Source organism: Geomonas limicola, assembly GCF_014193675.1.
Taxonomy (GTDB): Bacteria; Desulfobacterota; Desulfuromonadia; order Geobacterales; family Geobacteraceae; genus Geomonas; species Geomonas limicola.
Map to the genome: position 1 here is coordinate 391,494 of NZ_BLXZ01000003.1, position 17,453 is coordinate 408,946.

17 protein-coding genes are annotated in these 17,453 nt (G+C 60.9%); 12 read left to right on the top strand and 5 right to left on the bottom strand.

Annotated features, from left to right (window positions below):
* The first annotated feature begins 98 nt into the window (after positions 1-98).
* From H7688_RS08900 to H7688_RS08910, 3 genes are all read left to right on the top strand, one after another.
* On the top strand, positions 99-3,104 hold the full coding sequence (locus tag H7688_RS08900) for a hybrid sensor histidine kinase/response regulator (protein ID WP_183360719.1): 3,006 nt from the start codon (positions 99-101) through the stop codon (positions 3,102-3,104).
* Positions 3,105-3,197: 93 nt separating this feature from the next.
* Entirely contained in the window at positions 3,198-4,139 is a 942-nt protein-coding gene (locus H7688_RS08905; RefSeq protein ID WP_246329757.1) for a 3'-5' exonuclease, read from the top strand.
* 227 nt (positions 4,140-4,366) lie between these two features.
* Positions 4,367-4,555, top strand: a complete 189-nt coding sequence (locus H7688_RS08910; protein WP_183360720.1) for a hypothetical protein — start codon at positions 4,367-4,369, stop codon at positions 4,553-4,555.
* A gap of 18 nt (positions 4,556-4,573) precedes the next feature.
* Here H7688_RS08910 and H7688_RS08915 read toward each other — a convergent pair whose 3' ends face one another.
* A complete protein-coding gene (locus tag H7688_RS08915; protein WP_198424474.1) occupies positions 4,574-5,557 on the bottom strand; it encodes a class II fructose-bisphosphate aldolase in 984 nt (327 codons plus the stop codon).
* A gap of 382 nt (positions 5,558-5,939) precedes the next feature.
* On the opposite strand from H7688_RS08915, the gene H7688_RS08920 reads away from it, so the two are divergent.
* Positions 5,940-6,371, top strand: a complete 432-nt coding sequence (locus H7688_RS08920; RefSeq protein ID WP_183360721.1) for an SRPBCC family protein — start codon at positions 5,940-5,942, stop codon at positions 6,369-6,371.
* Between the two features lie 760 nt (positions 6,372-7,131).
* Positions 7,132-7,428: a DUF3658 domain-containing protein gene (locus H7688_RS08925; protein ID WP_183360722.1), complete on the top strand. Its 297-nt coding sequence runs from the start codon at positions 7,132-7,134 to the stop codon at positions 7,426-7,428.
* Between the two features lie 82 nt (positions 7,429-7,510).
* On the opposite strand, the gene H7688_RS08930 is transcribed toward H7688_RS08925, so the two are convergent.
* Positions 7,511-7,975, bottom strand: coding sequence for a CreA family protein (locus tag H7688_RS08930; RefSeq protein WP_198424475.1), 465 nt, complete (start codon positions 7,973-7,975; stop codon positions 7,511-7,513).
* A gap of 283 nt (positions 7,976-8,258) precedes the next feature.
* Between H7688_RS08930 and H7688_RS08935 the strand changes: the two genes are divergently transcribed.
* Positions 8,259-9,176, top strand: a complete 918-nt coding sequence (locus H7688_RS08935) for a LysR family transcriptional regulator (protein ID WP_246329758.1) — start codon at positions 8,259-8,261, stop codon at positions 9,174-9,176.
* 95 nt (positions 9,177-9,271) lie between these two features.
* Positions 9,272-10,189, top strand: coding sequence for an AEC family transporter (locus H7688_RS08940; RefSeq protein ID WP_183360723.1), 918 nt, complete (start codon positions 9,272-9,274; stop codon positions 10,187-10,189).
* A gap of 692 nt (positions 10,190-10,881) precedes the next feature.
* On the opposite strand, the gene H7688_RS08945 is transcribed toward H7688_RS08940, so the two are convergent.
* Positions 10,882-11,214, bottom strand: coding sequence for an ArsR/SmtB family transcription factor (locus H7688_RS08945; RefSeq protein WP_183360724.1), 333 nt, complete (start codon positions 11,212-11,214; stop codon positions 10,882-10,884).
* A 308-nt stretch (positions 11,215-11,522) separates the two neighbouring features.
* On the opposite strand from H7688_RS08945, the gene H7688_RS08950 reads away from it, so the two are divergent.
* The 4 genes from H7688_RS08950 to H7688_RS08965 all read left to right on the top strand — a co-directional run bounded on the left by H7688_RS08950 (position 11,523) and on the right by H7688_RS08965 (position 13,589).
* On the top strand, positions 11,523-12,173 hold the full coding sequence (locus H7688_RS08950) for a flavodoxin family protein (RefSeq protein ID WP_183360725.1): 651 nt from the start codon (positions 11,523-11,525) through the stop codon (positions 12,171-12,173).
* 214 nt (positions 12,174-12,387) lie between these two features.
* The gene (locus H7688_RS08955) at positions 12,388-12,606 is read left to right on the top strand and encodes a type II toxin-antitoxin system HicB family antitoxin (RefSeq protein WP_183360726.1); all 219 of its coding nucleotides are present in this window, start codon (positions 12,388-12,390) and stop codon (positions 12,604-12,606) included.
* Between the two features lie 14 nt (positions 12,607-12,620).
* Positions 12,621-12,833 (top strand): type II toxin-antitoxin system HicA family toxin, encoded by a 213-nt coding sequence (locus tag H7688_RS22915; RefSeq protein WP_371873171.1) that lies wholly within the window; start codon positions 12,621-12,623, stop codon positions 12,831-12,833.
* A 168-nt stretch (positions 12,834-13,001) separates the two neighbouring features.
* Positions 13,002-13,589 (top strand): TMEM175 family protein, encoded by a 588-nt coding sequence (locus H7688_RS08965; protein ID WP_183360728.1) that lies wholly within the window; start codon positions 13,002-13,004, stop codon positions 13,587-13,589.
* A 226-nt stretch (positions 13,590-13,815) separates the two neighbouring features.
* On the opposite strand, the gene H7688_RS08970 is transcribed toward H7688_RS08965, so the two are convergent.
* A complete protein-coding gene (locus tag H7688_RS08970) occupies positions 13,816-14,997 on the bottom strand; it encodes a hypothetical protein (protein WP_183360729.1) in 1,182 nt (393 codons plus the stop codon).
* 213 nt (positions 14,998-15,210) lie between these two features.
* Between H7688_RS08970 and pdxR the strand changes: the two genes are divergently transcribed.
* Positions 15,211-16,602: a MocR-like pyridoxine biosynthesis transcription factor PdxR gene (gene pdxR, locus H7688_RS08975; RefSeq protein ID WP_183360730.1), complete on the top strand. Its 1,392-nt coding sequence runs from the start codon at positions 15,211-15,213 to the stop codon at positions 16,600-16,602.
* Between the two features lie 103 nt (positions 16,603-16,705).
* Here pdxR and dcd read toward each other — a convergent pair whose 3' ends face one another.
* A complete protein-coding gene (dcd, locus tag H7688_RS08980; protein ID WP_183360731.1) occupies positions 16,706-17,224 on the bottom strand; it encodes a dCTP deaminase in 519 nt (172 codons plus the stop codon).
* Between the last annotated feature and the right edge of the window lie 229 nt (positions 17,225-17,453).

Genomic DNA, 17,453 nt, shown 5'->3' on the forward strand with positions numbered 1-17,453 from the left:
TGCCTGGAGTGGGGATCCTCACCCTCCGGCCACGCCTGGTGCACTTCCAGCGCCGGCCGCCCCCGACCGGAGCCCCGCGCCAACCAGGAGAGCATTCCATGAACTGGCACCACCATAAATTTCACCTCCTGACCTGCCTTGTGAGCGTCATGGTACTGTGGTCCTCGATCCTGTTCCAGTACGACTACGACCGGCGCCAGGCGGTCGGCACCGCCGAGCGGACCGTCTCCAACCTCTCCAAGGCCTTCGAGGAGAACATCCTCGGTACGGTGCGCCACCTGGACGAGCTCTTGATCACCCTGCGCTCGGACTACCCGCAGCACAAGGAACAGATCCCGGCGCTGCTCACCTCCTACAACCGGCACTCCTCGAACCAGCTCATCATCCAGCTCACCATCGTCGATGCCCGGGGGATGGTGGTCTACAGCAACCTCGAGGTACCGCGCACGCCGATCGACCTGAGCGACCGGGAACACATCAGGGTCCAGCTCGACAACCCCGCCGACTTCCTGTTCATCAGCAAGCCGGTCAAGGGGCGCGTCTCCGGCAAGTGGAGCATCCAGTTCACCCGCAAGCTTCAGGGTGCGGACGGGACCCTGCTCGGCGTGGCGGTCCTGTCGGTGGATCCCGGCTATTTCACCCGGTTCTACCGGTCCATCGACGTGGGGCGTAACGGGGTGATCACCCTGGTGGGTCTGGACGGGGTGATCCGGGCCCGCTCCGACAGCGGCGCCACGGCGGGAAGCCGGCTCGGCAAGAGCATCGACCCGCACAGCACCATCCTCGACCTCAGCGCCCCGCCCACCGGTATCTTCCACGCAGCCAGCTTCCAGGACGGCGTTGAGCGCATCGTCTCGTACCGGCGCCTCCAGGGGTATCCCCTGGCCGTGGCAGTCGCCACCTCCGAGCAGGAGGCGCTTCAGGTCTTCTACTCGCACCGCAGCGTGCTTCTTCTCTTCGGGCTTATGGTGACCGTGGCCCTGGTCCTCATCCTGCGCCTGGTCGTCGCCCTGGATACCCGCCAGCAGGGGCACGCCCTGGGACTCGAGGCACTCAACCGGGAACTCACCACGAGGACCCGGGAAGCCGAGGCCGCCAGCCGGGCGAAGAGCGAGTTTCTGGCCAACATGAGCCACGAGATCCGTACCCCGATGAACGGCGTCCTGGGGATGACCGACCTGATGCTGGATACCGAGCTCAACGAGGAGCAGCGCTACTTCGGGCGCTCCATCAAGGAGTCGGCCCAGAACCTTTTGGCGATCATCAACGACATCCTCGACTTCTCCAAGGTCGAGGCGGGCAAAATGGAGCTGGAGCAGGTTCCCTGCGCGCTGCGCGACCTGGTGGGGCACGCGCTGCAGTCCCTGGCGCTCCGGGCCACCGAGAAGCACCTCGAACTGGTCTACCAGGTGGCACCCGATGTGCCGGGCTCCGTGCTCGCCGACCCCACGCGCCTGAGGCAGCTCCTCATCAACCTGGTGGGGAACGCCATAAAGTTCAGCGAGGAGGGGGAGGTCGTGGTCCGGGTCGGGCTGGTCCGCCGGGAAGACGGCCGCGAGCAGGTACTGGTCGAGGTGCAGGACCGGGGAATAGGGATCGCGCCGGAAAAGCTTGACAAGATCTTCGGCGCCTTCGAGCAGGCCGACGCCTCCACCACCAAACAGTTCGGCGGCACCGGACTCGGGCTCGCCATCTGCAGCCGGCTGGTTCAGCTCATGGGGGGTGAGATCGGGGTCGACAGCGCACCCGGCACAGGGAGCCGCTTCTTCTTCAGCTTCCCGCTCTTGGGAGGTTCCGCCCCCCTCGATGCGGCGCACCCCACCGAACTGGCAGGGTATCGCCACGCACTGGTGGTCGACGACCGCGCCGCGAACCGGGAACTGGTCAAAAGCATCGTCGAGGGGTGGGGGGTGCCGGCAGTCTGTGTCGAGAGCGCCGCAGAGGCACTGCTCTACCTGGAGCAGCACGCTAGCGGCGCGAACCCGGTCGACCTCATGCTCTGCGACGAGAGCCTCCCCGACATGGGGGGGGCCGCGCTGGTCGAGATGCTGCGCAAGCGGGAGAGCTACCGGGAATTGCCGGTACTCCTGCTGATTCCCCCAGGGCAGCGTGCCACGACCGGACGTTACCGGAAGCTGCGCGTCGGGGTAACCAACAAGCCGGTACTGGCCGACGACCTTTTGGAGGCGCTGCGCACCCTCCAGGCGCCCTTCCGGGGGGCCCGGCGCTCCCTTGTCCTGGCCGACCGGCCGGTGTCCGGTTCCCAGCGGTTCGACATTTTGCTGGTCGACGACGTCGAGATCAACCGGGAGCTTGCCGGGACCATCCTGCGCAAACTCGGCCACCAGGTCACCCTGGCCGGCTGCGGCGAGGAGGCCATCCAACAACTGGCCGCGCGGCCTTTCGACATCGTTTTCATGGACGTGCAGATGCCGGGGATCGACGGGCTGGAGGCGACCCGGCGCATCCGCCAGAGCGCCGGCATCGGACGGGTCCCCATCGTCGCCATGACCGCCTACGCGATGCAGGGGGATCGCGAGAGGTGCCTGGAGGCGGGGATGGACGATTACGTGAGTAAGCCCGTGTGTCGCGACGATATCCAGGCAGTCCTGGGCCGCCTGTTCCCCGCGAACCGGGGCCAGGTTACGGCTGAAACGACCCTGCCCGACGCAGCGGGGACCGTCTACGACGTGCAGGGGTTCCTGGAGCGCTTGGGAGAGGACGCCAGCATGGTCGAGCGTTTTCTCGAGATGTTCTTCCGGTCGGCCGAGAGCAACCTTGTGCACCTGAAGGACGCGGTGGCGCAGGGGGATCAGGACGGCGTCCGCATCTACGCCCACACCATCAAGGGAAGCGCCCTCAACATCGGTGCCGTGCGGCTTGCCTCCCTCTCCGGCTCCCTGGAGACCGCGGCCGAGGAGGGGAACCTCAAGGGAGCACGCGCCCAGCTTGCCGGGATCCTGGAGAGCTACCGCGAGTTCGCCGCGCTGCACGACCGGGTCGCCGGCCAACCGGGCGAGGGTCCCCATCGCGAAGTGACCCTTGCCTCGGGGCTCGCAGCCGCTCCCGGAAAGCAGGTGAACCTTGGAGCTTTGCGGGGCTAGAGTCCCCGCCGGCGGAGGTTATCAACAAGGCTGTTGCCCAATTGCCCGTCCCTGGGGTATAACCATCTGCAAAATTTCTGAAGGCGGGACGACATGGGGAAAGCAACAAAGGGTTCCGGCGGCGGGGCGATGAACCCGCTGGAAATAGAGATCGCCATCGCGGCACTCCACTCCACCGGGGACTTCCAGGTATTGCGCAGGCTCGACCTGGAGCGCGAGTCCCGTTTCACCCGTGCCTCCCGGCAGGGGAAGGTGGCCATCTGCCTCGACACCGAGACTACCGGCATCAACCACTGCCAGGACAAGGTGATCGAACTCGGCATGGTGGCCTTCGAGTACCTCCCCGAGACCGGCGAGATCACCCGGGTCCTTGGCCGCTACAACGGCTTCGAGGATCCCGGCTTCCCGCTCCCCGACGAGATCAAGGAGATCACCGGGATCACCGACGATATGGTTGCCGGCCAGCGTTTCGACGACCTCGAGGTTCAGAACCTTGTCGCCTCCGCCAGCCTGGTCATCGCCCACAACGCCGCCTTCGACCGCAAGTTCGTCGAGACCCGTTTCCCGGTATTCCGCGACACCCCCTGGGCCTGCACCGTCTCCCAGATCGACTGGAAATCCGAGCGGATCTCCTCGCGTACCCTCGACTACCTCCTCTTCAAGATCTGCGGTCTCACCATCCACGCCCACCGGGCCCTCGACGACGCCGAGGGGGTCCTGGGACTCCTGCTCGGCCGCCTGCCGGTGACCGACGCCCCCATCTTCAAGGCCCTGCTCGACAGCGCCCAGCAGACCACCTCCCGGTTGAGCGCCGTCGGTGCCCCCTTCGACAAGAAGGACCTCCTGAAGGACCGCGGCTACCGTTGGAGCGACGGCACCCAGGGTACCGCCAAGGCGTGGTGGCGCGACGTCCCTTTCCACGAGGAGCGCCAGGAGCTCGAGTACCTGGCCCGCGAGATCTATCCTCGCGGCAACGCCGACGCCGTGCAAATAAAGCGCATCGACGCCTTAACCCGTTTTTCGGTAAGGGAGTAAGGCAGGGGTGGCTGGGGACTGGGGGCTGGGGACTAGGAGCTAGGGACCAAGGACCAAAGTCTCGCGGGCGCGCCACAGCCCATCGGTTTCCCTTTCGTCCTTTCCGTCCCTTGTGTACTTCGGCAGCTCGGCACAGGCACTCTAAGGAATAACGAAATCCCGCCAGCTCTTGCTTAATGAGCGCTAGGCGGTAAGCTCTCTTCCAAATCCTTTTCCAGGGGTACCGGATGAAGAAAAAAGCCTACTGCCCTGCCTGCGGAAACCGCGAGCTGACCAAACTGTTCATCACCACCAACCGGGGCAAGGCGCTTTCGCTGCTGCTCACCTCCCAGTCCGACCTTCGCAAGTCGTCCGGCGACGTTTGCTGCATCCAGTGCCAGCACGTCTGGAGGATCACCCACCTTCACAAGGAGTAGCGCCGCTCGCCAGCTCCGCTACACCCTCCCCGCAGAGCCCAGCACCGCCTCGTTCTTGTGCCGGACCAGCCTGGCGAACTCGGCCCGTGCCTCGCCCAGGTACTTCCTCGGGTCGAACTCCTGGGGGTTTTTGGCCAGGTGTTCGCGAATCTTCGCGGTGAAGGCGAGTCGGCCGTCCGAGTCGATATTGATCTTGCAGACCGCACTCGCCGCGGCCCGGCGCAGCTGCTCCTCGGGTATCCCCACCGCGTTGTCCATCTTGCCGCCAAAGCTGTTGATCATCTCCACGTACTCCTGCACCACGCTCGAGGCGCCGTGCAAGACGATCGGGAAGCCCGGGATACGCCGCTCGCACTCTTCCAGGATGTCGAAGCGCAGCGGCGGGACTTCCTCGCCGGGAGCCAGGTGAAACTTGTAGGCGCCATGACTGGTGCCGATCGAGATGGCCAGCGAGTCGACGCCGGTCTTCTTGATGAAATCCTCCACCTGATCCGGGTTAGTGTAGGTGGAGTGTTCCGCCGAGACCTCGTCCTCGATCCCCGCCAGCACCCCGAGTTCCCCCTCCACCGTGACCTCGAAGCGGTGCGCGAACTCCACCACCTTCCTGGTGAGCGCGACGTTCTCCTCGTAGGGGAGGTGCGAGCCGTCCACCATCACCGACGAGAAGCCGCTCTCGATGCAGGCGACGCAGAGCTCGTACGAGTCGCCATGGTCCAGGTGCAAAGCGACCGGGATCTGGGATCCTTTTTCCCGGATCATCTGCACCGCGCCCTTAACCATGTGGCGCAGCAGCGTTTCGTGTGCGTAGCTGCGGGCCCCCTTCGAGACCTGCAGGATAACCGGCGACCCCGTATCGGCGCAGGCACCGAGGATCGCCTGGAGCTGTTCCATATCGCTGAAGTTATAGGCGGGAATTGCGTACTTGCCGGCCATCGCCTTGGCGAACATCTCCCGGGTGTTGACCAGCCCGAGTTCCTTGTAGTGCACCATCTCACCAGCCATGCTACCCTCCCCTTGTATCTTTCGATGTGCGGAAAAGCATAAGGATAGATCACAATTAACAATTGACAATGGACAATTGACGATGAGCGATTCGCACTAAGAAACGTCGGTAGACATTGGACAATTGACCGTGGACGATTGCCAATGAGGAACGGAACAGGACGGGGCAGAACCGTGATGGTAACCTAGCAGAATTCCCCAGCATCTCGTAGGGCCTCACCAATAACATCAGGATGCTCGGTATGCTCCAGCTCCAAAGGCAGTTCTTTCAGGTATGCTTTCTCCGTGGCAGATTTGGGAGAGTGACCGCAGCGTGGTAAAATCAGGTGGTGCCGTTTTGAGGAATGGAACGAGCAGAAACAGAAGAGCGAGGGAGTGAGTCGTGCGCAAGATCAGTTACAGCACCAACATCCGGGCGCGTTTGGAGACGGTGTGGAACCTCATGGTGGACCGGATCGAGCATACTCCCCTGCCCGGGATAAAAGAGGTGCGTGTCACCGAGCGGGGTGACGGCTACCTGGTCCGCGAGGTGCGGGCGCGCTGGTTGATGATCCAGGAGCGGGTGTTCGTCGACCAGGGGAAGCACGAGATCACCTTCAAGATGGAGGAGCACCCGCTTTTCAGCGGCAGTGCCGTCATGCGCGCGGTAGCCCTCGCCCGGCAGAGTCCCGTCGCCCCGGTCCAGCTCACCATGGAAGTGAACTGGGTACCGAAGAACGAGGAAGCCGAGCGTACCATTCTGACGACCATGCCCTCAGAGATTCAGCAGGAAGTGCTGGGAATCAAGGAAGAGGCGGAGGCAATGGACAATTGACAATGGACAATTGACAATGAAAACCACAGAGGCAATTGACAGTTGACAATGGACGATTGACAATGAAGCCGCAGAGGCAATTGACCGTTGACAATGGACAATTGACGATGAGAATCACTGAGGCAATCGTATAGAAGCTGAAACGTAATTGGTTTCCTGATAAACTCAATCTTCCGCTCGCAAAACTCCCCCTCCCCTTCAAGGGGAGGGTCGGGGTGGGGATGGGTAAAGACTGGCGCGGATTCAAAACAAATGGACGCACTGGCTGAAGATAGTGCTCATCAGGATGGGTTTTAACCGTCAATCATCAATCGTCAATTGTCCATTGTTCTTGATCGTCAATTGTCTCATTCTTAACGCCAATCTTCCGCTCGCAAAACTCTCCCTCCCCTTCAAGGGGAGGGTCGGGGTGGGGATGGGTAAACACTGGCACGGATTCAAACAAAGGGACGCACTGGCTGAAGATAGTGCTCATCAGGATGGGTTTTAACCGTCAACCGTCAATCGTCAATTGTCCATTGTTCTTGATCGTCAATCGTCAATTGTCTCATTCTTAACGCCAATCTTCCGCTCGCAAAGCTCTCCCTCCCCTTCAAGGGGAGGGTCGGGGTGGGGATGGGTAAACACTGGCACGGATTCAAAACAAATGGACGCACTGGCTGAAGATAGTGCTCATCAGGATGGGTTTTAACCGTCAATCGTCAATCGTCAATTGTAAATTGTTCCAATTGTCCATTGATTTCGTCCACTGGAGAATAACATGACCAAGCAAAGACATGCCGAGAAAGAGGTACCGAGGACACCGGAGCAGCTGACCGAGGCCGACCTGAAAGAGATCGATGCCGCACTCTTGGAGAATGCCTCCGTGAACTGGAGCAAGGTCTCCCGGATCGTCCTTGCCACCATGATCGAGCGGGGCGACGGCGTGACCGGTCTCCCCACCACCTTCTACACCGAAAGGGTCGTGGGCCTGGTACAGGCAGGCTCTCTCGAGGCCCGTGGCGACCTCACCGACATGCACCTGAGCGAGGTCCGCAGGACAGCGAGCACGAAGTAACCAGGCACTATCGCGTCCCTCGCCTTTTCCCTGTGAACCTCGCGTTCCCTCCGTGTCCTTCGTGGTGAGGCTCTTCGAGGCCTTAGCGCCACTGCATGATCGGGACGCTGGAGATGCTGTGTTTGGGTGAGCCGTTCACCAGCTTGTCGGTGAACGCGAGGTAGACCAGGACGTTTCGCTTGCGATCCAGGAAGCGCACCACGTGCAGTTTCTTGAAGAGCACGGAGCGCGATTTCGAGAAGACCTCCTCCCCCTCCTTCAGGTTTCCGGGCAGCGTGATCGGTCCGATCTGCCGGCAGGCGATAGAGGCTTCCGAGCGTTCCTCGACCAGCCCCAGCGCCCCCTTGATCCCCCCCTTGGTCGGATAGCTCACGTGGCAGGTGACGCCCGGCACCTGCGGGTCGTCGAAGGCCTCGATGACGATCTTCGAGTTCGGCCCCGTCATGATGAACTCCGTGCTCACCTCACCGACCTTTTCCGCAAAAGCCGGTGCCGCACCCAAAAGAAGAGCCAGCCCCGCCAGCACAACCTGCATCGAAAATTTCATACAACCTCCCAAGTGGAATAAGCGATACTCCGAGGACGCCCTCACGCAGTCGGACCAGCAGTGAGCCCTGTGCGGAATAAAAAGATACCCGAACAAAGCCTCCCCGTCATCATCAGATTGCTCCGCGGCTGTCTCCGACGGTTCGATCCTTTACTGCGCCCAGAGAATGCATTAAGCAGTTTAGCCTTTCCCGGTTTGCCTTTCCTCTTCGTTCCTCTCTGTCCTCCGTGGTGAAGCTTTTTGTTTTTGAGGTTGTTTCTACTTTGCGGTGCACCTCCCATTCATGGTATCTGTTAGCGAAATCCCGATGCCCAAGGAGAGCACCGTGTCCCTGCGCAGCCTTCGCGTCCTCAGCGCCGTCGCCAGCAAAGGCACCTTCGCCGCCGCGGCAGACCAGCTGGGCCTCACCCAGTCCGCCATCAGCCTGCAGATCAAGAACCTGGAAGACGAACTAGGCGTGCAGCTCTTCGAAAGGACCGGCCGCAGCCCCCGGCTCAACATGAACGGGCGCTACGCGGTGGAACGCGTACAGGAGATCCTCCGGATCTACGACGAGATGAAGGCGAGGCTCTCACCGTCCGACGGAGTCCGCGGCGTACTCACCCTGGGGGTCGTCCCCACCGTCATCACCGGCTCCCTTCCCCCCGCCCTGGGGCGACTGCGCGCCCGTTACCAGGAGATGCACGTCAAACTTGTCTCCGGTCTCTCCATCGAACTGGTCCGCCAGGTCGAGGAGGGAGATCTCGATGCGGCCCTGACGACCGAGCCCCCCTACCTGGTCCCCGCGCACTACGAGTGGATCCCCTACGACGAGGAACCCTTCTACGTCGTTGCTCCCAAGGGAGTCGGCACCCACAACGTCACCGAACTCTTCGAACGCTTCCCCTTCGTGCGCTTCGACAAGCTGGCCTGGGCGGGCGCCATCGTGGACCGCGAGTTGCTCGCCCGGCAGATCGAGCCCCGCGAGGTGATGGAATTCGACTCCCTCGAAGCGGCCCTCGCCCTCGTCGCGGAAGGGCTCGGCATCGCCGTGGTGCCGCTCAGCACAGCGCGCTACACCCGGGTGGCGGACCACTTCACCCTCACCCCGTTCGGGTCCCCCCAGTTGACCCGCCGCATGGGGATGTACCAGAAGCGGCAGCACCCGCGCCTGGCCCTCACCGGAGCGATCCTGGACGAGCTGCGCCAGCCCCACCCTTGAGCAAAACTCACGCTTAGTAAAAGTATTATCAACTTTTTCTCAAAGCGATCTCGTGGTAACCTCGGCGCATTCCTGAAATGTGGAGAGGTGTACCCATGATGGTCATCGTAAATGCCCTCACGCCGGTCCTGGCGTTGATACTCCTAGGTTTCCTCATCAAGCGCAGCGAGTTCGTCCCGAGCAGCTTCTGGCCTTCCGCCGAAAAGCTGACCTACTATCTGCTGATGCCGGCGACCCTCATCCACAGCCTGGCCGGCAAAGAGATCGGTGCGTCCCCCTGGTTCAACATTCTGCTCACGGTGTGGGGCGCGGCACTGGCGAGCGTGGTGTTTGTCGGGCTTGGTTGGCTTACCCACCGGCGCATGGGGGGCCCCGTCTTCACCTCGCTCTTTCAGGGCGGAGTCCGCTTCAACACCTTCGTCGCCCTGGCACTTGCCGAGAACCTGTTCGGCAAGGAAGGGCTCTTCCTCGCCTCGCTGGGAGCCGGGTTCATGATCATGATCGTGAACGTGCTCACCGTTACCGCCTTCTCCGTTGCCGTCGGCAGCGGTGGGCTCGATGTCAGGCGCGTGGCGCGCGACCTGTTCCGGAACCCGCTGATCTGGGGGTGTGTGCTGGGGATCGGGCTGAACGTTTCCGGGCTGAAACTGCCGGCCCCGCTCGATGGGTCGCTGGTTCTTTTGGGAAAGGCAGCCTTCCCCGTTGGGTTGTTGGCGGTGGGGGCTGCGTACCAGGCGGGAAACATCGCGCGGCATTGGCAGCCGATTGCGGCGAGTTGTGGGATCCAGTTCGTGTGCAAGCCCGTGGTGGCCTGGTGGTTGGCAACGGCGACCGGGTTATCCGGGATTGCCGCCGGAGTGGCCGTACTCATCTTCAGCGTGCCGACCGCGCCGACCGCCTACATCCTGTCCCGGCAGATGGGAGGTGACCACGACAGCATGGCCGTCATCATCACCGTGCAGACCTGTCTATCCTTCCTGACCCTCCCCCTCACCCTCTGGCTCCTGAGCTGAGGCGAGCCCGATCAGCCACGGAGCCACCAAGAGCAAGGAGATCCTCAGTCCCCCGGATAAAGAAGGAAGCTTCGGTGCCTGGACCTGTAACAAGAATTGGTCTTTCCCCGCAGTTGCCTTTCCTCTGTGCTCCTCAGTGTCCTCTATGGTGAAAAAGGTTTGGGTTCGCGAATTGAATTGTGCAGGAAATGTGAAAATAATAGTTGTAAGATTTAATCTAACGACGTTATAATGTAAACAATATCCGTCCCCCGTATCGTCGTAATACCGACTACACCTCTCGATACCTGGGCGAGCGGGTAAAAAAAAACAGCCACCTTCATCTACCCCATTTACAACGAGGTAATCATGCTGACTGTCTTCATCGCTCTGATCGTAGTAGCTGTCATCGTAGCTGCAATTCAGTTTGCTTGCATGCCGTCCAGCAAGGGTAAAAACAAAGAGCACTGAGATACGAAAAATGCCGCTTCTGGACGCGAAGCGGCATTATTTTTCAGCACGTTGCCAAGGACCCTCCCCGGAAAATCCTCAAGGTAGAGCCCCTCAAACCTAACGATCGATGTTCCCCGATTCGGCGTGCTCCGTTTCCTCCGACTCTTCGCGGCCAGCCGCCGCATCCAAGCCGCGTGGGCGGAGTAGAGCCCGAGCCCCTTCGCCCAGCAGTCCCGCCTCCGGGGCAGACACCAAACGCTCTAACCCCGTTCTATTGAAGATGTCTTTCCAGCTGCGATGATCGCCTCAAGGACCCCCGGGAACCGGGCTTCCAGGTCCTCCGAGCGCAGGTAGTTCATCAGTTCGTTCCCCTCACGCCTGCTGGCGACCACCCCCGATTCCCGCAGTACCCTGAAGTGGTGCGACAGCGTGGACTTCGGCATCGGAATGTCGAAGGCCCCGCAGGCCACCTCCCCTGCCCTGGCGATTTTCAGGACGATCTCCATCCGGACCGGGTCGCTCAGCGCGTGGAGCACCTTGGGCAACGAGATCTCCTCCGCTACCGGCTGTTGAATCTCCGTTTTACAGACCATCTACCGCCCCTCACTCAGGATTCCGGGTATTTGGGGAGCATGGGACCACCTCCAAGCGCGCCGCAGGAGCCAGGACGTCCCCTCCTTTGCGAAGGGGGGACAGGGGGGATTCGCCTTGTTCAGCTCAGCTGCCACCCCGTCATTCCCACGCCATCCTCATTTTTGCCCATCATATAGAAACACTCTTGACAGCGCAAGACGGTTCGATTATTTTCGAACAACTTGTTCGAGATTTATCGAACAACATAGCCGCCCTTCAAGGGCAGATCGGCATGGGGAAACCAAGTGTCGCAGGAGGAGAACAAGAGATGAACGTCATAGGAATCAACGGCAGTCCGCGTCAGCAGTGGAACACGGGAACCCTGGTGGCCAAGGCCCTCGAAGGGGCCGCAGCACAGGGGGCAACCACCGAGTTGGTGCACCTGTACGAGCAGGATTTCAAGGGGTGCAAGAGTTGCTTCGCCTGCAAGGCCCGCGGCGGGAAGAGTTATGGCAAGTGCGTGCTGAACGACGATCTGGCGCCGGTGCTGGAGAAGATAGCCGCGGCCGATGCCCTCGTCATCGGTTCCCCCATCTACTTCGGTTCCGTGACCGGTGAGACCCGCAGCTTTCTGGAGCGCCTGTTGTTTCCCTACCTCACCTACACCGTCCCCTACGGCACCCTTTTCGACCGCAAGATGAAGGTCGGCTTCATCTACACCATGAATGTACCCGAAGAAATAAGTGTCCAGTACGGCTACGAGAACCTCTTCGCGGCCAACGAGCGTTACGCGAAGCTGCTGCTTGGCGATGCCGAATCCATGTACGCCTTCGACACCTGCCAGGTAGACGATTACTCCAAGGTAGTGATCGAGAGCTTCGATCCGGTGCACAAGGGTAAGCGTCGCACCGAGCAGCTCCCCCTCGAGTGCCAGAAAGCCTTCGACCTGGGCCGCCGGCTCGCAGGAGCCGAAGCCTAGTAGTGTAGCTGAAAAAGAGACATAGCCACCTTAGGTATCTTTCGTTGATCTACCTAAGGTGGCTTGTGATATCGTGCCATTGCCCCGCCTGGAAATTCCTCATACGCTCCATCTGGCTCCAGTTCTCCGCCCCCCCTTCTTTGTGTATAATGGTTTCGGTACAGGACATGATCGTCCCAAGGAAGAAGGCGACGGGAATTATGGAGGATTACAGGTGAAGATTACTGCATACATAGAACGAGACGTGGAAACCGGTCTCTACGTCGGCACCGTCCCAGGGATTCCCGGGGCCCATACCCAAGCGGAGACCCTGGAGGAATTGCAGCGTAACCTGAGAGAAGTGGTTGAGCTCTGCCTCGAGGAGATGGACGAGGAAAGCAGGGCACTGATTCCAGAATTTATCGGCGTTCAGCAACTTCAGGTCCGTACGTGACGAAGCTCCCACTTGTGGACGCGCTTGAACTGGAGCGGGTATTGCTCATCCTCGGGTTCAAGAAGGTCCGTCAAAAGGGCAGTCATGTTTTTTACCGCCATCCCGATGGAAGGACCACCACCATCCCACATCATCGGGGAAGGGTAATCTCCAGGCCGCTGCTGAGAGAGATACTTCGGGAAGTAGAACTTACCATAGAAGAATACCTCGAAACCCTCAAAGGCTAACTCACAGCAATCACCGTTAACGTCGCCCCCCTAAGGTCCCCGAAAAGACGATCCCACCTCCCAAGTCCTGCAGAGATCATCCCCCACTCCTCATTTACCACTTTACCCCTCTATCGATTACTGGGTATAGTTTCCTCATCTCCAATAGGGGCAGCTGAGGGGGGAGTTATGGGCAAGAGCAGACTGGAAGCCTTCAGTGACGGGGTGCTGGCGATCATCATCACCATCATGGTGCTGGAAATGAAGGTCCCCATCGGGACCGACCTTGCGGCCCTGAAGCCGATCCTCCCCGTGTTTTTGAGCTACCTGCTCAGCTTCGTGTACATCGGCATCTACTGGAACAACCACCATCACATGTTGCACACGGTGCGTCAGGTGACCGGCACCATCCTGTGGGCCAACCTGCATCTTTTGTTCTGGCTATCGCTTTTCCCCTTTGTCACCGGCTGGGTCGGCCACAACCACCTGGCGCCCGCCCCGATGGCCCTCTACGGCGTGGTGCTGCTCCTGGCGGCCCTTGCCTACTTCCAGTTGCAGCGGGCGATCATCAGGAGCCAGGGTACCGATTCGTTGCTAGCCAAAGCCGTGGGGCGCGACGTCAAGGGGAAGCTATCGTCGATCCTCTACGCCTCGGCGGTACTGCTTGCCTACCTGAGCCCGTGGTGCTCCGCAGCCCTCTACATCATCGTGGCCCTCATGTGGCTCATCCCCGACCGGCGCATAGAAAAGGTGCTGATGACCGGCGAACGGGCCTGATCTCAAAGTTGTCGCCTGACAGGTCAATCGGCTTAAAGGTTCAGGCTTTATCCCCTCCCCCCTCAATCTTTCATCCCTGTTAGTGTTTAAAGCCTTATCCCCTCAATCCCCTTCATCCCTGTTGTCCAGGTTTTATCCCCTCAATCCCCTTCATCCCTGTTCAGATTAGGTTTTCAGACTAGAACAGGCCTGGAGGTCTCCCCCCAAGCCTGTTCCCTGTCCGTCATTACTTGCTCGTTATGAGCAGAGCGGCACTTCCCATCTCCTTCTCGTCGCCAGCTACCGGTGCTCCGAAGCGGTCCGTCGTGTATCTCAGTTTGGCCTTGACCGTGTACAAGCCCGGTGCCACTGCCGGGTCCCAGTTCAGCAGGCGTTCTTCGCCGGCCCGAACCGGCGGTTCATGGCTCCCCTGGGCGTCGGCGCGCGTCTGCGCATACCCCTCGTACCCCGAGAGCTTCTTGTCCGCTTCCAGGAACGCCTTGTCATCGGGACGGGCACTGAAGTTCGGCGCAAAGAGCCACTCTTTACGCGCCCGGCTCACCCCCTGCCGGTCCAGCACCTCGACCGAGAGGTACACGCCGCGGGCATTGGGACCGGTCGGGACCGAGTGACCGGCTCCGATGTTGGTCACGCTGAAGGATAGCTGCGCTTTATCCGTATCACGCTGGATGATGGAGAGGCCCAGCGAGCCGGTCAGCCGCTGGCTGGAGTGGCCGCCGGTCCAGAGATGCCGCGCGACAGCGACGGGAGCACCATCCGTGTCTTCGGCGACCTTGCGCAGGGTGCGCGGCATGTGGCAATCCTGGCACTGCTGCGCACCGAGCCCCGGCTTGTTGAAGTCCTCGCGCCACTCCAGGAAGGTCTGGTACTGCCCCCCCACGATCCTCTTGTCCGTGGTGTCGACGTGACAGTGGGCGCAGACGGCAGAGCTCTGCAGGGCGGGCTCCACGACAGATGCGTGAGGCGCGTTCTTCGAGCTGCGGACGCCCCGCACCTTCCCCTCGGGCGTCAGGTGACAGGTGGCGCAGGTAATCGAGATTTCGCCCGCATTGCTCACGTTGGGGAGCTGCTTCCCCAGGTCGTCCTTCCCGGGGATGTTGAAGGTGCCGGCGAAATGGCAGGCGCGGCACCACTCGACATCCCCCCCGGAGGCAAGCGGCGTGAACTTGGAGGTGGCATGGGCTGTCGCTGCAGAAGAGACCGTCGCGGGTATGGCGTGGTTGGCGGAGTGGGTATCGCTCCCAACGCCGAAGGCGTATTCGCGATAGAGCGTCTGGTGACACTCGCCGCAGGTCTCCGAAGGGGTTGCAGCACCCTTGGGAAAGCTGACCGATTCAGCAAAAGCGATGGATGCCATTGTCGTAAGGATGGTGAACACCGTGCCCAGGAGCGTGATACGTCTTTTCATTGTTACCCTCTCGATGTTTGTGTGATTTCCCGGCTGCGCGTTTGCCGGACTGACATCAGTGAGGGGAGCATAAGCTGACTGTGCAACCATTCACAGTCGCAGTTTTCGTTTTTTTTATGGTGGCAGATTTGATTGTGTGCGAGTATGCAGAAACGGCTGGCGAGTTTCGTTGGCAGGCGGAGCGATCTTCACCAAGAGACGACCGGGGGCACCATGTTCATCCTGAATAGCAGCGATCCTGTGCCGTTGTACAAACAGCTCTACCACCAGATCAGGGAGCACATCCTGACCGGCAAGCTCCCTGCCGAGAGCCGGCTCCCGTCCGTGAGGCAGCTGGCCAGCGAGCTTTCCGCCAGTGCCAACACCGTTGACGGCGCCTACCAGGAGCTTTACGCGGAGGGGTACATCTACAGCAGGCCGCGCAGCGGCTACTTCGTTTCGTCACTGGACCAGGAGGTGGCGCCGCGCCCCGCACCCCGCAAGCTGGGTAAAAGCGACTTTCTGCCGGCTCCCCCCGCCCGCTTTACCTACGACTTCCACCCTGCCCGCCTCGATCCGGAAAGTTTCCCCGCCGAACTCTGGCGCAAGTGCCTGACCGAGGGGCTGCGTTATAACGGCCGCGAGTTTACCCACTACGGCGAGCTCCAGGGGGACTGGGGGCTGCGCTGCTCCATTCAAAGCTACCTGGAGAAATCGCGCGGCGTGGTGTGCGACCCCGAGCAGGTCGTGGTCTGTTGCGGGCTGCACCAATCCCTGGAAATTGCCGCGCAACTTCTGAAAGACGACCATCGCGTGGTGGCAGTCGAGAACCCCGGCTACCACCTGCCACGTGACGTCTTTGCCAACCATGGCTTTAGCATCCTACCGGTCCCCGTCGGGCAGAGCGGGATAGACCTGAACCAGCTCAAGGCCGGCAACGCCGACATCGTCTACGTGACCCCCTCGCACCAGTTGCCGCTGGGGTACGTGATGCCGGTGGCGAACCGGCTGGGCTTGATCGAGTGGGCGGAATCCGGGGGGAGGTACCTCATCGAGGACGACTACGACAGCGAGCTCCGCTACCAGGGGAACCCGATACCGTCCCTGCAGGGGCTGCGTCCGACCGGCAACATCATCTACTCGGGGACCTTCTCCAAGATCCTCTCTCCGGCCCTGCGCCTGAGTTACCTGGTACTCCCCTACTCGCTTCTGGGCGCCTACCGCCAGCGCTACAGCAGCTACAACTGTTCCGTGTCGCTGGTCGAGCAACGAGCCATGGCAAGTTTCATGGAGCAGGGGCACTGGGAGCGGCATATCCGGCGCATGCGCACCGTCTACAAGAAAAAGCACGACACCCTGTTGCGTGCTGTGGAGGCGAGTTTCGGCAAACGGGCCGTGGTAATCGGCCAGGGTGCCGGGCTCCACGTGGTCATCCAGTTGCCCGAGACCACTAAAAGCGAAGCGGAGATCCTGGACAAGGGGCGGCAAAAGGGGATCGGGCTGATTCCCTTTTCCGACTTCCACGTCACCGGGAAAGCCGGGAGAGTCACCCTGGTATTAGGTTTTGGTGGGTTTAAAGGTAGTGAGATCGAGCAAGGCATCGCCCTGCTCTCCCAGATCTGCTAAAGGCAATTGACGATTGACGGTTGACGATACACCCGTTCAGTTTTGTCTTTCCCCTGCGTTCCTCTGTGCACCTCTGTGGTGAGGCTCTTGTTCTTGCCTTGAACTAAGGTTTCACCTGGTTCACAAATCTCCCCTGGTATTTGGCCGAGCCGATGCAACGCTCGAAAACGAACTGGCAGATCCGCGTTCCCGGATAGAGCGCCAGCGGTCCGCGTCCCAGGTTCACGATTTCCAGCACCTGCTGGTTCGAGATACCCGGTTGCATGAACCCCGCCGTCACGTGGATGGCCAGGCCGAACCGGGCGAAGCGGCTGCGCCCCTCCAGCCATCCCGCAACCCCCTCCGAAAGCGTGATGCGTTCCCTGGTGATTCCCAGGATCATCTCGCACGGGGCGATGGTAATGAACTCCCCCTCGGCCAGCGAAACCAGTTCCGTGACATCGGCAAAATCCGAGTCGTTGTGCACGTGGTAGATCCCGGCCTCTTTTTTGAAGACCCGGAAGTCGCTCCCCAGCGTAAGATCCACCGATCCCGGGCCGATCTGGGACTCCTCCAGCGGATCGATGCTGATTTCCCCGCGGCTGATTGCCGCCCGTATTTCCTCGCCGACCAAAATCGACATAGCTCCCCCTTCCTTCCGACACCTGCAGGACGACGTCTTGATCCCTTTCCTGGTCTTATCGGCAAGGCTCAGGTGAACGGAAGTGCTGAAAGCCTATCCTAGCATTTTTCCGTGTCGACTTATTATCTGCAGTGCGTCCCGGGAACAGGTGCCCACCGCGAAGGTGTTCCGGAGCTTCCCGGACGCATGAAAAGGTTGTTCCCCGCCAGCAAAGGCCGCCCAGCGTCCC

Coding starts and splice junctions, on each gene's coding strand:
- H7688_RS08915 (WP_198424474.1), bottom strand. CDS start 5,557: ATGGCTGGTGAGATGGTGCACTACAAGGAACTCGGGCTGGTCAACACC.
- H7688_RS08925 (WP_183360722.1), top strand. CDS start 7,132: ATGACCAAGCAAAGACATGCCGAGAAAGAGGTACCGAGGACACCGGAG.
- pdxR (WP_183360730.1), top strand. CDS start 15,211: ATGTTCATCCTGAATAGCAGCGATCCTGTGCCGTTGTACAAACAGCTC.
- H7688_RS08945 (WP_183360724.1), bottom strand. CDS start 11,214: ATGGTCTGTAAAACGGAGATTCAACAGCCGGTAGCGGAGGAGATCTCG.
- H7688_RS08935 (WP_246329758.1), top strand. CDS start 8,259: ATGGTATCTGTTAGCGAAATCCCGATGCCCAAGGAGAGCACCGTGTCC.
- H7688_RS08950 (WP_183360725.1), top strand. CDS start 11,523: ATGAACGTCATAGGAATCAACGGCAGTCCGCGTCAGCAGTGGAACACG.
- H7688_RS08970 (WP_183360729.1), bottom strand. CDS start 14,997: ATGAAAAGACGTATCACGCTCCTGGGCACGGTGTTCACCATCCTTACG.
- dcd (WP_183360731.1), bottom strand. CDS start 17,224: ATGTCGATTTTGGTCGGCGAGGAAATACGGGCGGCAATCAGCCGCGGG.
- H7688_RS08965 (WP_183360728.1), top strand. CDS start 13,002: ATGGGCAAGAGCAGACTGGAAGCCTTCAGTGACGGGGTGCTGGCGATC.
- H7688_RS08930 (WP_198424475.1), bottom strand. CDS start 7,975: ATGAAATTTTCGATGCAGGTTGTGCTGGCGGGGCTGGCTCTTCTTTTG.
- H7688_RS08910 (WP_183360720.1), top strand. CDS start 4,367: ATGAAGAAAAAAGCCTACTGCCCTGCCTGCGGAAACCGCGAGCTGACC.
- H7688_RS08940 (WP_183360723.1), top strand. CDS start 9,272: ATGATGGTCATCGTAAATGCCCTCACGCCGGTCCTGGCGTTGATACTC.
- H7688_RS08900 (WP_183360719.1), top strand. CDS start 99: ATGAACTGGCACCACCATAAATTTCACCTCCTGACCTGCCTTGTGAGC.
- H7688_RS08905 (WP_246329757.1), top strand. CDS start 3,198: ATGGGGAAAGCAACAAAGGGTTCCGGCGGCGGGGCGATGAACCCGCTG.